At 59.1% G+C, this 14,770-nt stretch carries 8 protein-coding genes; 6 read left to right on the top strand and 2 right to left on the bottom strand.

Translation table 11 applies throughout. The features are described from left to right. Positions 1-266: 266 nt before the first annotated feature. Positions 267-1,415: a PLP-dependent aspartate aminotransferase family protein gene (locus tag AB1495_RS01200; protein ID WP_074634534.1), complete on the bottom strand. Its 1,149-nt coding sequence runs from the start codon at positions 1,413-1,415 to the stop codon at positions 267-269. 254 nt (positions 1,416-1,669) lie between these two features. On the opposite strand from AB1495_RS01200, the gene purB reads away from it, so the two are divergent. The 3 genes from purB (at position 1,670) to AB1495_RS01185 (ending at position 4,707) form a co-directional block, all read left to right on the top strand. Beyond that, positions 1,670-2,974, top strand: coding sequence for an adenylosuccinate lyase (gene purB / locus AB1495_RS01195; RefSeq protein WP_005854277.1), 1,305 nt, complete (start codon positions 1,670-1,672; stop codon positions 2,972-2,974). Positions 2,975-3,153: 179 nt separating this feature from the next. After that, entirely contained in the window at positions 3,154-3,678 is a 525-nt protein-coding gene (locus tag AB1495_RS01190; protein ID WP_074634533.1) for a tetratricopeptide repeat protein, read from the top strand. Positions 3,679-3,804: 126 nt separating this feature from the next. Further along, positions 3,805-4,707, top strand: a complete 903-nt coding sequence (locus AB1495_RS01185) for a lysophospholipid acyltransferase family protein (protein ID WP_074634532.1) — start codon at positions 3,805-3,807, stop codon at positions 4,705-4,707. Positions 4,708-4,735: 28 nt separating this feature from the next. Here AB1495_RS01185 and AB1495_RS01180 read toward each other — a convergent pair whose 3' ends face one another. Continuing rightward, complete coding sequence (locus AB1495_RS01180) at positions 4,736-5,434, bottom strand: thioredoxin family protein (protein WP_037944578.1); 699 nt, start codon at positions 5,432-5,434, stop codon at positions 4,736-4,738. A gap of 234 nt (positions 5,435-5,668) precedes the next feature. On the opposite strand from AB1495_RS01180, the gene acnA reads away from it, so the two are divergent. The 3 genes from acnA to AB1495_RS01165 all read left to right on the top strand — a co-directional run bounded on the left by acnA (position 5,669) and on the right by AB1495_RS01165 (position 14,720). Then, positions 5,669-8,443 carry an aconitate hydratase AcnA gene (gene acnA / locus AB1495_RS01175; protein WP_037944577.1) on the top strand — a complete coding sequence of 925 codons (2,775 nt, stop codon included), beginning with the start codon at positions 5,669-5,671 and terminating at the stop codon, positions 8,441-8,443. A gap of 299 nt (positions 8,444-8,742) precedes the next feature. Beyond that, positions 8,743-10,566: an autotransporter assembly complex family protein gene (locus AB1495_RS01170; RefSeq protein WP_074634531.1), complete on the top strand. Its 1,824-nt coding sequence runs from the start codon at positions 8,743-8,745 to the stop codon at positions 10,564-10,566. Next, entirely contained in the window at positions 10,563-14,720 is a 4,158-nt protein-coding gene (locus tag AB1495_RS01165; protein ID WP_244268799.1) for a translocation/assembly module TamB domain-containing protein, read from the top strand. Before AB1495_RS01170 ends, AB1495_RS01165 begins: the two co-directional genes overlap by 4 nt. The last annotated feature ends 50 nt before the right edge of the window (positions 14,721-14,770 follow it).

Raw genomic sequence — 14,770 nt, 5'->3', positions numbered from 1 at the left:
AGGACAAAGTGTAGCCATGTAAAATGACTGCCCTTCCCCTACAGCAAGCGGTTGTGCATGAGTGCTGCGTCCCATAATTTGTCCCAACTCATGTCCCAGTTGGGGGAGTGGGCAGATGGTATTTAATTCAATAAAATCAGTTAATTGGTCATGAATTCGGCGAGGATTTTGAGAGTTCGAGTCTCTCCGACCGCACCACTGGTTGTATCCTTCAAATCATCTTCGAAAGACATGGGGTCCCGGGGCGCGAGCGCCCCGAAGTATCTTTATGCATCAAGCGCTTGGCTCAAGTCGCGTTTTAGATCTTCTATATCTTCAATCCCCACCGATAAACGCAGCAACCCTTCGGGAATTCCGGTGTGGGGTTCGATCGTGTGGCGGTGTTCAACAAGGCTTTCGACCCCGCCCAAAGACGTTGCGCGATGAAAAACTTCCAGCTTGCCGACAACTTCCAGCGCCGCTGCGCCGCCACCCTTTACAATGCAAGACAAAAGCGACCCAAATCCTCCTGACATTTGCCGCGTCGCCAAATCGTGGCCCGTATGTGACGCAAGACCCGGATATAGAACCTTTTCGATTTTCGGGTGATTTTGCAAAAATGCTGCTAATTCCATGGCGTTGCACGACATGTGCTTGGCGCGCAGGGGCAGGGTGCGCATCCCGCGGACCAGCAACCATGCTTCAAACGGGCCGATAACCGCGCCTGCATCATGCCGGTCCGCTTTGATATCTTCCCACACGCGGCCCGTGACGTCATTGGTCGCCAGAACGCCCGCCAATACGTCCGAATGGCCATTAATGCCCTTTGTGGCAGAATGCATTACAATGTCGGCACCGTGTTTAAGCGGCTGTTGCAGAATCGGCGTCGCGGCCGTGCTATCCACCACAAGCAACCCACCCGCGCTATGCACCGCATCAGCCGCAGCCTGGATATCGACCACGCGAAGCCACGGGTTTGATGGCGTTTCGATGAGCGCCAAGGTTGGTCCAAAGCTCTCGCAGGCGGCGGCAAACGCCGCCTTGTCAGAGGCTTCGACCTCTCGCAGTTCAATGTCACGCCGGGTGCAGAAATCCCGGATCCACTTGGTGGTGCCCCAGTAAATCTGGCTTTGCACCAGCACGCGCCCGCCATTTGGGACGGTACGGAAGACGGCGGCAAGCGCTGCCATGCCTGACGGGAACAGCAGCGATTCTTTCGCCCCCTCCAGTTGAGAGAGCACTTTTTCTGCAACGCGTACAATATCGCTCTGATCGCGCAGGTAGATGTTGTCTGCACGCAGCGGTTGGTATGTTTCATCCCGCAGATAGGTCGTGGCCATAGGCAGCGCCGGAACCACCCCGCCGGTTTGCGCATCAACCGCTCCCGCTGCTTGGGCAGCAATCGTAGCGGGGCTTAAGCGAGACGTATCAGACATTTCTTAGCGATTCCTTAATAGCGTAATATATTCAATTTCCGGCACCTTTGCCTGTCCGAAGGTAAACTGCCAGACCTGAATGGGACAAACCCGTCCCTTCTTCATTTTGCTCTGAAAACTCCCGCCGGAGGCGCCTATGGGCGAGGCAGTAAGCGTCCCTGCCTTGGTGGCACAAGGGTTCAGACTTGTTCTTTACCCCCCCGCGGTCTATCCCGCGCGTACATCAAAACACCCCAAAACAAAGGTATCACCACATGATTCCCCGTTATTCCCGCCCCGAGATGGTTGCGATCTGGTCCCCCGAAACCAAGTTCCGCATCTGGTACGAGATCGAGGCGCATGCCTGTGACGCCATGGCCGACCTTGGGGTGATCCCGCGCGAGAATGCGGAGGCGGTTTGGAAAGCCAAAGATGTCGAGTTTGATGTCGCGCGAATTGACGAGATTGAAGCCGTTACAAAACATGACGTTATCGCGTTCTTGACGCATCTGGCAGAGCATGTGGGCAGCGACGAGGCGCGTTTTGTGCACCAGGGGATGACCTCTTCTGACGTATTGGACACCTGCTTTAACGTGCAATTAACCCGCGCAGCTGATATTCTGATCGAAGACATGGGTTTGCTGCTGGCCGCGCTGAAACGCCGTGCCATGGAACATAAAAATACTGTACGCGTCGGGCGCAGCCACGGGATCCACGCTGAACCCACAACGATGGGCCTTACCTTTGCGCGCTTTTATGCAGAGATGGACCGCAACCTGACGCGGCTGAAAACAGCACGCTCCGAGATTGCTACCGGTGCGATTTCCGGCGCTGTGGGGACATTTGCGAATATCGATCCGCGGGTCGAGGAACATGTCTGCGAAAAGCTGGGCCTGTCGCCCGAACCCGTGAGCACGCAGATCATCCCCCGTGACCGTCACGCGGCATTTTTCGCAGCACTTGGTGTGATCGCCAGCTCTATCGAGAACGTTGCGACCGAAGTGCGGCACATGCAACGGACCGAAGTCTTGGAAGGGGCTGAGTTTTTCTCGGCAGGTCAGAAGGGGTCTTCGGCGATGCCGCACAAGAAAAACCCTGTGCTGACCGAGAACCTGACCGGGCTGGCCCGTACAATTCGGATGGCTGTGATTCCAGCGATGGAAAATGTCACCATGTGGCATGAACGCGATATCTCCCACTCCAGCGTTGAGCGTGCGATCGGCCCCGACACCACCATCACCCTTGACTTCGCGCTGCACCGTTTGACCGGCGTCATCGACAATATGCTGATTTATCCTGACAACATGCTCGCAAATATGAACAAGTTTAGCGGTCTTGTGATGTCGCAACGTGTCTTGCTCGCGCTCACGCAGGCCGGCGTGAGCCGCGAAGACAGCTACAAGCTGGTTCAGCGCAACGCCATGAAGGTCTGGGAAGACGGCAAGGATTTCAAGACCGAGCTGCTGGCTGACGAAGAAGTCCTCGCCGCACTAAGTGCAGAAGAGATCGAGGAAAAATTTGATCTGGGCTACCACACCAAACATGTTGATACGATCTTTAAGCGCGTCTTCAAGGACTGATACACGCGCAGGCATTTAGGGCTGCATCGCTTGACGGCGGTGCAGCCTTTTTGATTCAAAAACTACGTATTAATGCCCTATCTCGCGCCATATCGTGACGTTAGGGTGGAACCTAGTGCTTTACCTATGGCGTGGATCGTCTAACATCAGCCGTGTATTTAGTTCAGGAGTGTTTGAGTATGCGTGTTGTGTTTGCGTCCATCCTGTCATTGGCTATTCCTTTCGCGGCCTTTGCCGCTGGCTCCAATGATACGTCCCCACCGAAGCCCGTTGTGAAATGCGAAGACGGGCAGGTGTATGACAAGAAGTCAAAGACCTGTATCGATGCAAAGGATAGCCGGTTAACACCGGATGACCTTTATCAAACTGTTCGTGAACTGGCCTATGCAGGCGAATACTCGGATGCGCAGATCGTTCTTGCCGCTATGCCTGAGCATGACGATCGTCGCTTGACCTACATGGGGTTCACGACGCGCAAAATGGGCGACCAAGCTGGCGGAATGGCGTTCTATGCGCGTGCGCTGGCAGCCAACCCTGCGAATGTTCTCGCGCGGTCCTATCGCGGGCAAGCTTTGGTAGAGCAGGGCGATATCCCCGAAGCTTTGGCCGAACTTCGTGCCATTCGCGCGCATGGCGGGGCAGGGACATGGGCCGAAACCTCCTTGCGGACAGCGATCGCAACCGGTCAGACGTTTAGCTATTAACCAGCCGCTGTTACATCCGGTGGCGCATCGCCGCCCGGGTGAAACACGCTTGTTGCGCGGGGCCCTGCGCGGTATGAACGGCAGGCCCCGCCCCTTAGGGGCGCTTTTCCTTGCAGGCAGATGCGCATGGCCAGTCCCAAATATCCCAAGAAAGTTCGATTTAGCCGACGTGCAGGGCACTACCTGACCAATGCCTTTATCGTCGGCCTTATTCGGCTGGCTTTGGTGCTGCCCTATAAAGCGCGCATAGCCTTCGTCGGCTGGGTCGTTCAACATGTGATCGGTCCGGTCGCGGGATATCGGGCGCGGGCGCTTGAAAATCTTGCGATGATCTGGCCGCAGATGCCGCAAGAACGGCGCGCAGAAATTGCCTCAAAGTGCCTTAACAATGTGGGGCGCAGCTTTATCGAAAACTATTCGGCGCGCGACTTCCCCAAGCGTATGGCAAAGAATACGCCGACCGGCGCAGGCGTCGCGGCGCTGGAAAAAGCGGCAGAACAAGGCAAGCCGGTCATTCTGGTGACGGGCCACCATGGCAACTACGAAGCGATGCGTGCCTGTCTTGTGGCGCGGGGGTATGACATCGGCGGGCTCTACCGCAACATGAAGAACCCTTATTTCAACGCGCATTACGTCCAAACGATGGAGGCTTTCGGCGGCCCTGTCTTCCCGCAAGGCCGGCGCGGCACGGCGGGTTTCGTACGGCATCTAAAAGACGGCGGGCAGCTGGTACTGCTGTTTGATCAACACGTCTTTGGCGCGCCAGCGCTCGATTTCTTGGGGCAACCTGCCAATACAGCGCTTTCTGCCGCCGAGCTGGCACTGCGCTATGACGCGCTGTTGATCCCGTTCTACGGCATTCGACAGGCTGATGGGGTGTCATTCGACACGGTGCTGGAGGCCCCTGTGCCACACAGCGATGCTGTCACGATGACGCAGGCTTTGAATGACAGTCTTACCGCACGGGTCGAAGCGGATCCCGGGCAATGGTTCTGGGTCCATCGTCGCTGGCGCATCCACGACAATTAATGCCTAAACATCTAGGTATTTTGAACGACTATTTGATCCGCGCCGCTGCCACAATCGGCCCCGCGTTGCTGCGCTGCACCAGCACAACCACCGGCATATCGCCGGTGATGGCGGCAGAGAGCGATAGCGGCGCTTGCCCGTCCCATTGATCAACCGTCTGCCAGCCTTCGACGATGTTATAATTCTCGAACGTGTGGCCCGCGTTTTCGCCGCGTTTGACCTGCGTGACCGCCATCGGGTGATAGCGCAACATGTGCACGTCAAACGGTCCGGCGGCACCCGATACCGTATGCGCGTTGATGCGCAGGGTTTCCCCGTCGCGTGCGATAGATAGGTCGACCTGCGGAGCGTCTTCTTTGTGCTTGTTGATCGCCTCCATCAACTTCATGGGTTTGGCGCCGACCACATCGGACTGGCCGTTGACGATCATCTCGGGCGTGTAAATCGACGTCCGCCCACCGGTCAGCGCGTAGGCGCGCTGGCGTTCGGCGTGCTCGGGCGCACCAAAGGGGTCTTGCCAGCCGATATAGTCCCAATAATCCACATGCAACGCCAGCGCGATCACGTCGTCCCGTTTGGACAGCTCGGCAAACATCTCGTCAGCAGGAGGGCAGGAAGAGCACCCTTGCGAGGTATAGAGTTCGACGACAACGGGGCGATCCTGAGCAAAGGCGGGCGCTATGGACAGCAGGCCAGCGGCAATCAGGGACGTAAACAGGCGGGGCATCGCAGGGTACTTTCGGTTTGGATGCACAATTCGTAGACTGCACCCGTTGTAATTACCACTCAACCTTTGTTGAGGCGCTGTAACGTCACGGGATTGCGTATGAAATGCCTCAATCCAGTACACAACGGTATACAAAAGCGCCAGAAGCGCGTGTTTGCAGTTGAAACGACCCGCGCAATAAGGCATTTAGGCCCCAAGTCACCGACCTTTTTTAACCCATAAAGGGAGCCATCCATGACCATCTTCGTTGGCCAGGACACCGCCAAAACCCGCAAAACTCTATCTTCGGGCAGCCAATCCATCGCTTATTATTCGATTCCTGCAGCGCAGGAAGCCGGTCTGGGTGATTTCTCTAACTTGCCAGCCGCGCTTAAGGTGGTGCTTGAGAACATGCTGCGTTTCGAAGATGGCAAAACTGTCACCGTCGATGACATCAAGGCCTTCGCCGAATGGGGTGCCAAGGGCGGCCAGAACCCGCGCGAGATCGCTTACCGTCCCGCACGCGTGTTGATGCAGGATTTCACCGGCGTTCCCGCAGTTGTCGACCTTGCGGCGATGCGCGACGGGCTGGTTGCCTTGGGTGGCGATGCCGACAAGATTAACCCGCTGAACCCTGTTGATCTTGTCATCGACCACTCGGTCATGATCGACGAGTTCGGCAACCCGCGCGCGTTCCAGATGAACGTTGACCGCGAATACGAGCGCAACATCGAACGCTACACCTTCCTGAAATGGGGTCAGAAGGCGTTTAACAACTTCCGCGTTGTACCCCCCGGCACCGGCATCTGCCACCAGGTGAACCTTGAATATCTGGCGCAGACCGTCTGGACCGACAAGGATCAGGACGGCGTCGAAGTCGCATATCCTGACACGCTCGTCGGGACCGACAGCCACACCACAATGGTAAACGGCATGGCCGTTCTGGGCTGGGGCGTTGGCGGGATCGAGGCCGAAGCCGCGATGCTGGGTCAGCCGATTTCGATGTTGATCCCCGAGGTGATCGGCTTTGAGCTGACCGGTGCCATGATGGAAGGCACCACGGGGACCGATCTGGTGCTGAAAGTGGTCGAAATGCTGCGCGAAAAGGGCGTGGTTGGTAAATTCGTTGAATTCTACGGTGCCGGCCTTGATAGCCTGCCTCTGGCGGACCGCGCGACAATTGCCAACATGGCCCCCGAATACGGTGCGACCTGTGGCTTCTTCCCGATCGACGCCGAAACCCTGCGTTACATGCGCACCACCGGCCGTGATGAAGACCGCATCGCGCTGGTCGAAGCCTATGCCAAGGAAAACGGCATGTGGCGCGGCGATGATTATGCGCCAGTTTACACCGACACACTGTCGCTCGACATGGGCACCATCGTGCCAGCGATCTCGGGTCCGAAGCGTCCGCAAGACTACATCGCTCTGACCTCGGCACATACTGCATTTGCAGAATACGTGAAGGGCGTGCGCGAAGGTAAAGACACCACAGCCAACGCCGAAGTCCGCTGGGAAGGTGAGGGCGGCCAGCCCGAGCCTCAAGACATCCCCGGTGACGAGGGCAACCACAAGCGTGGCTACGTCCAGACCGAAGATGGCAACTACCAGCTGCATGACGGGTCCATCGTCATTGCGTCGATCACATCGTGCACCAACACATCCAACCCCTATGTGATGATCGGTGCCGGTCTGGTTGCACGCAAGGCACGCGCCTTGGGCCTGACACGCAAGCCTTGGGTCAAGACGTCGCTCGCGCCCGGTAGCCAGGTTGTGTCCGCCTATCTTGAGGCCGCAAACCTGCAAGAGGATCTGGATGCCATCGGCTTCAACCTCGTCGGGTATGGCTGCACCACCTGTATCGGTAACTCCGGCCCGCTCGAAGCACCGATCAGCAAGGCGATCAACGACTACGACCTGATCGGGACATCCATCCTCTCGGGTAACCGGAACTTTGAAGGGCGGATTTCGCCTGACGTGCGCGCCAACTATCTGGCGTCGCCTCCCCTGGTCGTGGCATACGCGCTGGTCGGTGACATGAACGTCGATCTGGCCAACAGCCCGCTGGGTCAGGACAAGGACGGCAACGACGTCTATCTGAAAGACATCTGGCCAACATCCAAGGAAGTCGCTGATCTGGTCGAGCAGACCGTGACCCGCGAAGCCTTCCAGGAAAAATATGCCGACGTCTTCAAGGGCGACGAAAAGTGGCAGTCCGTCGAAACCACCGACGCCAAGACTTATGACTGGCCACCAACCTCGACCTATGTGCAGAACCCGCCCTACTTCCAAGGCATGTCGCCAGAGCCGGGTGTGATCACCAACATCGAGAACGCCAAAGTGCTTGCCGTTCTGGGTGACATGATCACGACCGACCACATCTCGCCTGCCGGTTCCTTCAAGGAAACCACGCCAGCGGGTCAGTATCTGGTGGAACGTCAGGTGCCTGTGCGTGAATTCAACTCGTACGGTAGCCGTCGTGGTAACCACGAGGTCATGATGCGCGGCACATTCGCCAACATCCGTATCAAGAACGAAATGCTGGACGGTGTTGAGGGCGGCTATACCAAAGGCCCCGATGGCGAACAGACCTCGATCTTTGACGCGGCTATGGCGCATCAGGAAAACGGCACTCCGCTGGTCATCTTCGGTGGTGAACAATACGGCGCGGGGTCATCCCGTGACTGGGCGGCCAAGGGCACAGCTTTGCTGGGCGTCAAGGCGGTCATCGCCGAGAACTTTGAACGTATCCACCGGTCTAACCTGGTTGGCATGGGGGTTATCCCGTTCGAATTCACCAATGGCGACACCCGCAAGAGCCTGGGTCTGACGGGTGAGGAAACCGTTTCGATCAGCGGTCTGGATACCATCAAGCCGCTGCAAGAAGTGCCGTGCACAATCACCATGGCGGACGGTTCGGTCAAAGAGATCATGATCAAGTGCCGGATCGATACCGCGATCGAGATTGAATACATCGAACACGGTGGCGTTCTGCACTACGTGCTGCGCAACCTCGCGAAATCCGCCTAACCACCAGCCACTAGCCGTTTCGCACGGCCTTGAAAAGAACGCCCGTCAGGTTTCCCCCTGGCGGGCGTTTCGCATATGCGCCGCCATTTTCACGGCAAACTTCCGCCTGCTTGCGTAAAATGACATAACCGGATGTGTTTTGCGGTTCACAATCGCGATTTTGCCCAACAGACTGTTTGCCGATGGCAGGCGCTTTCCGTTATGCACAAGGGAATAATAAACAAGTTTGCTGACGTTGCGGTCGCGCGCTCTATGTCTCACCCAACGGCACGTCGTTCTATGAGTACAGGGAGCACCGCATGGGGCATTTTCAATCAGACAGTTTTGCAAAGTTCCTGCGGGCGTCTACGGCCGCGGCAGCTTTGGTCTGGGGAGGATGCACGGCGGGTCTTGCGGCGACGCTCGACATCACCGGCATCGATAAGGACTCTGATCTATACGAGACGGTGCTCGGCGGATCGCTTCTGCGCGAGCAAACGGACGAAGATGCAGACCCCACCACGCAAGAGCTTTTGGCCGCCGCGCAGGCCGATTATGCCCGCCTTCTGGCCGTGCTCTATGACGAAGGGTATTTTGCTGCCGTCATCAAGATTACCATCGACGGTGTAGACGCCTCTGCCATCGCGCCGGTCGCCCCGCCGCGCCAGATCAACCGCGCTGTGATCAACATCGAAACCGGTCGCAAGTTCAGCTTTAACAAGGCCGAAATCGCCCCAGTCGCCCCCGAAACCAAGCTGCCCGAACAATTCGCCGCAGGTGAAACCGCAAGTCTCGGCGTCATGAAAGAGACCGTCGCCGCCGGTATCGAAGGCTGGCGCGATCAGGGCCACGCCAAAGCCGAACTGGCCGACCAGCAGCTGACCGCCCGCGTGCCCGATGCCACGCTGGCGGCAACCCTGCGTCTGCGTCCGGGACCGCGCCTGCGTTTCGGAGAGTTGACGGTAAAGGGAAAAAGCGATGTGCGCCTGCGCCGGATCGTCAAAATCGCCGGCCTGCCCACCGGAGAGGTCTATTCACAAGAGCAACTTGATCTGGCCGCCACACGGTTGCGGCGCACGGGCGCTTTCAGTTCTGTCGCGATGATCGAGGCCGAGCAAATCACCGCGCCCGATGTTCTGCCGATTACAGCGCAGATCACTGACGCGCCCAAGCGACGCTTTGGTTTCGGCGGGGAACTGTCGTCGCTTGAAGGGCTTAGCGTCAGCACCTACTGGCTGCACCGTAACCTGCTGGGCGGGGCCGAAAGCCTACGTGTCGAAGGCGAGGTGTCGGGGATCGGCGGCGATTCCGGCGGCACGGATTATCGGCTTGGCACCCGTTTTGAACGCCCCGCGACCTTTAACGCCGACACGAATTTCTATGCGCTGGCCGAGATCGAACAGCTTGACGAGGTGAACTATTTCTCGCGTCAGCTCGACCTTGAGGCCGGGATCGAACGCATCGCCAGCGAGGAACGGACCTATACGCTTGGCGTCGGTTTGCGGACGGCTGAAACCCGCGACGCTTTTGGCGAGAACAAATATACGTTACTGACGCTGCCCCTAAGCGCGGAACATGATTACCGCGACAATCGGCTTGATGCGAAAGATGGCTACTACGCCAAGGCCAGCGTGACCCCTTTTGTGGCGCTGTCGGGGTCGGATAACGGCGTGCGCACCTACATCGACGTGCGCGGCTATAAAACCTTTGGCACCACGCGTCCCGTCACCTTTGCCCTGCGGGGGCAGCTCGGGTCGGTTTATGGCCCGACGCTGGCTGAATCGCCCGCGGACTATCTGTTCTATTCCGGCGGCGGCGGCACCGTGCGCGGGCAACCCTACCAATCGCTTGGCGTTGATCTGGCCAGTGGCGATACGGTGGGCGGTCGCAGCTTTGCGGGCCTATCCGCAGAGGCGCGTTGGCAGGTACGCGACAAGATCGGCGTCGTTGCCTTTGCCGACGCGGGCTACATCGGTGCCGAGGAATTCTACGACGGGTCAGGCACTTGGCAGTCAGGCGCGGGGCTTGGTCTGCGCTATGCCACGGGCATCGGCCCCATCCGCGTAGACCTCGCGGTGCCTGTGTCGGGCCCCGAAACAGATGAGAATTTTCAAGTTTATATCGGTATTGGACAATCGTTTTGATCCACTTCATGCGCAGCTTTCTGGTTTTCGCCCTGATCTTTGTCGGCTCCGTCGCTTCGGCCCAAGAGGATGACAAAGGCTTCCTGACCCGCACAATCCAAGACGCCCTCAGCGGCGCGGGCCGCACGGTCAGTATTGACGGTTTCGCGGGTGCGCTCAGCTCGCGCGCGCGGTTCGACCGGATGACCATCGCTGACGACCAAGGGGTCTGGCTGACGCTGGAAGAGGTGGAGTTGGACTGGAACCGCTCCGCACTGTTGCGCGGCCGGCTGGAGGTGCAGGCCCTGACCGCAAAACGCCTGAGCGTGCCGCGATTGCCCGTGGCGCAGCAAGAAACGCTCCCCGATCCCGAGGCGAAACCCTTTACCTTTCCGGCGATCCCCGATCTGCCCGTCGCCATCGATGTGGCTGACTTTTCGGTCGACGAGATCAATCTGGGTGCGCCAATTCTGGGCGAAGCGGCCACACTGACCGTTCAAGCCACGGCGCTGTTGAATGACGACACGGCGACGGTCGATATTCTGGCCGCGCGCACCGATGGCAAGAAGGGCGAGTTCAAAATTACCGCTGATCTGGATCGCAATGACAGCCTGCTGGACATGGCCGTGACTCTTTCCGAGGAAGCCAAAGGCATCATCTCGCGCACGCTGAAACTGCCTGATGAGCCGTCCGTCGATCTGGTGATTGCGGGGCAGGGGCCGCTTTCTGATTTTGCAACGGATATTAACCTGTCGACCGACGGCGAACAACGGCTTGCCGGTCAGGTTATCGTTGCTGCCCAAGGCGATAGCGCCGCACCTGACCGCCGTATTCAGGCCGATCTGAACGGCGACGTGACCGCGCTGATCTTGTCGCAATACCGCGAATTTTTTGGCCCCGATGTCGCGCTGACCGTGGATGCTTTGGTGCAGGCCGAAGGCGGTGTCGAGGTCAGCGATTTTGCCCTCAAGGCGCAATCCGCGGAACTGCAGGGCAAGGTCACACTGAACAGCGACAACTGGCCCAGCCTGATCGACATCACGGGCACTGTCGCCAGCGCCGATGGCAGTCGCGTTTTGCTGCCAGTGGCTGGGGGCGATACTTACGTGCGGCGCGTCGGGCTTGATGTGAATTATAACGCGCAAGATGGCGACGCGATTGACGCCAGCTTCGACGTGACCGAACTGGCCACAGACGCGCTGGCGATTGACGCGACGCAACTGAAGTTGAACGGGACGTTGCAAGGTGCGGCAGGGACCGTCGGCGAATTCATGGGCGATCTGGCATTTTCGGCTGACGGGCTGACGCTGACCAACGCCGCGGTTTCCGAAGCGGTCGGCCAGTCCATCACGGGGCGTACAACCATCGCCTATACCGAAGGCACACCGGTTCAGATCACGGGGCTTGATCTTTCTGGCGCGGATTATGGTCTGACCGGCGATGTCACGATTAGCGGGCCAGCCGATAGCTTTCTTACCCAGTTGAAAGCCCGCCTTGAAGCCACTGACATCAGCCGCTTTTCCGCTCTTGCCGGACGCGAGATGGACGGGGCCGCGAATGTAGAGATCGTGGGTCAGATCACGCCACTGGACGGGACATTCGACCTGAATATTTCTGGCCTGACGCAGGATTTGAAAGTGGGGATCGAACAGGCGGACGCATTGCTGGCTGGCGACACGACGCTAAGCCTTGGCGCATCGCGTGACGAGACGGGCACCTTCGTGCGTGACCTGCTTTTGGAAAATGACGCATTGACCGCCAGCGGTGGCGTCGAGCTGCGTAGCAATAATTCGCAAGCGCGGTTTGATGCAAAACTGAACGATATCGAGACTGTGCTGCCGCAATATTCCGGTCCCATCACGATCAAGGCCGAGGCCGAGCAGGACACCCGTGGCTGGACTGTTGATGCCGTGACGGACGGCCCCTACGGTGCCGCGCTCACCGCCAAAGGGCTGGCAACGGGCGAGAATGCGGTGCTCAACTTCACCGCCGATGTGCCCGAACTGCGTGACTTTGTGCCCGACGCGCCGGTCGAGGGCCCTATCGCATTGGATGGTGTGCTCCGCCAGACGCCGGACGGGTGGCAGGTCGACACCAAAGCCTCCGCCCCCGAAGATGTGACCGCCTCGGTCCAGGGGCTGCTGACGCCGCTGGATCTGGACTTTAGCGCCTCGATCCCGCGGGTAGAGGCTTTTGCGCCGCAGGTGACCGGCGCGGTAGAGGCGTCGGGCAACCTCAAGCAGTTGGAAGAAGGGTTCCAGATCGACGCGAAAGCCAGTGGCCCCTACGCCGCGCAGGTTGCCGTTCAGGGGATGTTAACACCTATGGTCGATATCTCTTTCGACGCATCGGTCCCGAATCTTCAGGCGGTGGTGCCACAGGTGAACGGGCCACTTGCGGCGACAGGGACCGTGCGTCAGACGGAAAAGGGGTTCTTTGTCGATACCAACGCGACGGGCCCATATGGCGCGCGCGCGATGGTGGAAGGCTTGGCCACAGGCCCCGATATGTCGCTGACGTTTGACGTGTCGGTGCCAAATGTGCAGCCGCTGGTGCCGGGCGTGTCCGGCCCGCTGGCGGCAAAAGGATCGGTGCGGCAAACGCCCGCCGGCATCGCCGTAGATACAAACGCGACGGGCCCCTATGCGGCCCGGGCGTCTGTGCAGGGGGTTGTCACGGGGGATGCGCCCGCGCTGAATTATGATGTCACGATCCCCAATCTGGGGGCCGTGGTGCCAAAACTTTCCGGCCCGCTGAATGTGACCGGTACCGCACAGCAGGAAAGCGCTGGCTGGCGGGTCAATACGAACGCCACCGGACCAGCGGGCACCCGTGCCACGATCGCGGGGCTTGTGGGCAGCGATGGCAATCTGAACCTTGACGTGAACGGGAACGCGCCATTGGGGCTGTCCGCCCCGTTCATTGCGCCTCGGAGCTTGCAAGGTCAGGCACGGTTCGATTTGACGGTGAACGGCCCGCCGGCACTTGGGTCGGTCAACGGGAGCATTCAAACCTCTAACGCGTCGCTGTCCGCCCCCAACCTTCGGGTGACACTTCAGGACATCGCAGCGGATATCCGGCTGGCCAATAACCGCGCGCAAATCGACCTATCTGCGCGCAGCGCGGACGGGGGGCAGATCAAGGCGGGCGGGGCGGTGACCCTGACCGGATCACTGCCCGCCGACATCCAGATCGGATTGAACAACCTCGTGCTGATCGATCCATCGCTGTATCGCACGTCGCTTGATGGCACCCTGCGTCTTGCGGGACCGCTTTCGGGGGGGGCGAATATCAGCGGTCAGATCGACGTGGGCGAGACCGAGGTAAGCGTGCCGTCAACAGGTATGACCAGCATCGGTGATATTCCACAGATCGATTTCATCGGCGCGCCAGCAGACGTAGTTGCGACCCGTCGCAAGGCCGGTTTGACCGGTGCCGACGCGGGCACGGATCCCGCGGCAAGTAGCGACAGTGGGCCGGGGTTTGGCCTGAACGTCCGCATCAACGCGCCACGGCGGATTTTCGTGCGCGGCCGTGGTCTGGATGCGGAACTGGGCGGTAGCCTTTTGCTGACGGGATCGACCAATCGCATCATCTCGGCCGGTCGCTTCGACCTGATCCGTGGTCGTCTGGATATTCTTGGCAAACGGTTCGAGCTGGACGAGGGGGCCGTGCGCTTCCAAGGCGATCTGGTGCCCTACCTGAGGTTTGTAACCTCGACGACCACCAACACAGGCGAGGTTCGTATCGTGATCGAGGGCAAAGCCACATCGCCCGAGGTTTCCTTTGAATCGACACCCGATGCACCGCAGGACGAGGTGCTGGCACAGCTTCTGTTTGGGCGAAACATCTCTGAAATCTCGGCGTTTCAGGCGCTGCAACTCGCCAGCGCGGTGGCGACACTTGCCGGACGCGGTGGTGCGGGGGTGATCTCTAACCTGCGCACAGGGTTCGGGCTGGACGATCTGGATGTGACCACCACAGACAGCGGTGCCACGGCTGTCCGCGCGGGTAAATACATTTCTGAGAATGTCTACACCGATGTGACCGCCGCCTCTGACGGGACAGCGGATGTGTCTATCAACCTTGATCTGACCAAGAACCTGACGGCGAAGGGGACGGTAGGGTCCGATGGGAACACCGGGATCGGTATCTTCTTTGAGAAGGATTATTGACCCGCCATTAAGCGCTTTGTTCTGCGGTTCAGCTGGGATGGGGGCCAGCC

The sequence above is a fragment of the Sulfitobacter pontiacus genome (genome assembly GCF_040790665.1).
In the GTDB taxonomy this organism is placed as follows: Bacteria; Pseudomonadota; Alphaproteobacteria; order Rhodobacterales; family Rhodobacteraceae; genus Sulfitobacter; species Sulfitobacter pontiacus.
This window is presented reverse-complemented; position numbering and strand designations above follow the sequence as displayed.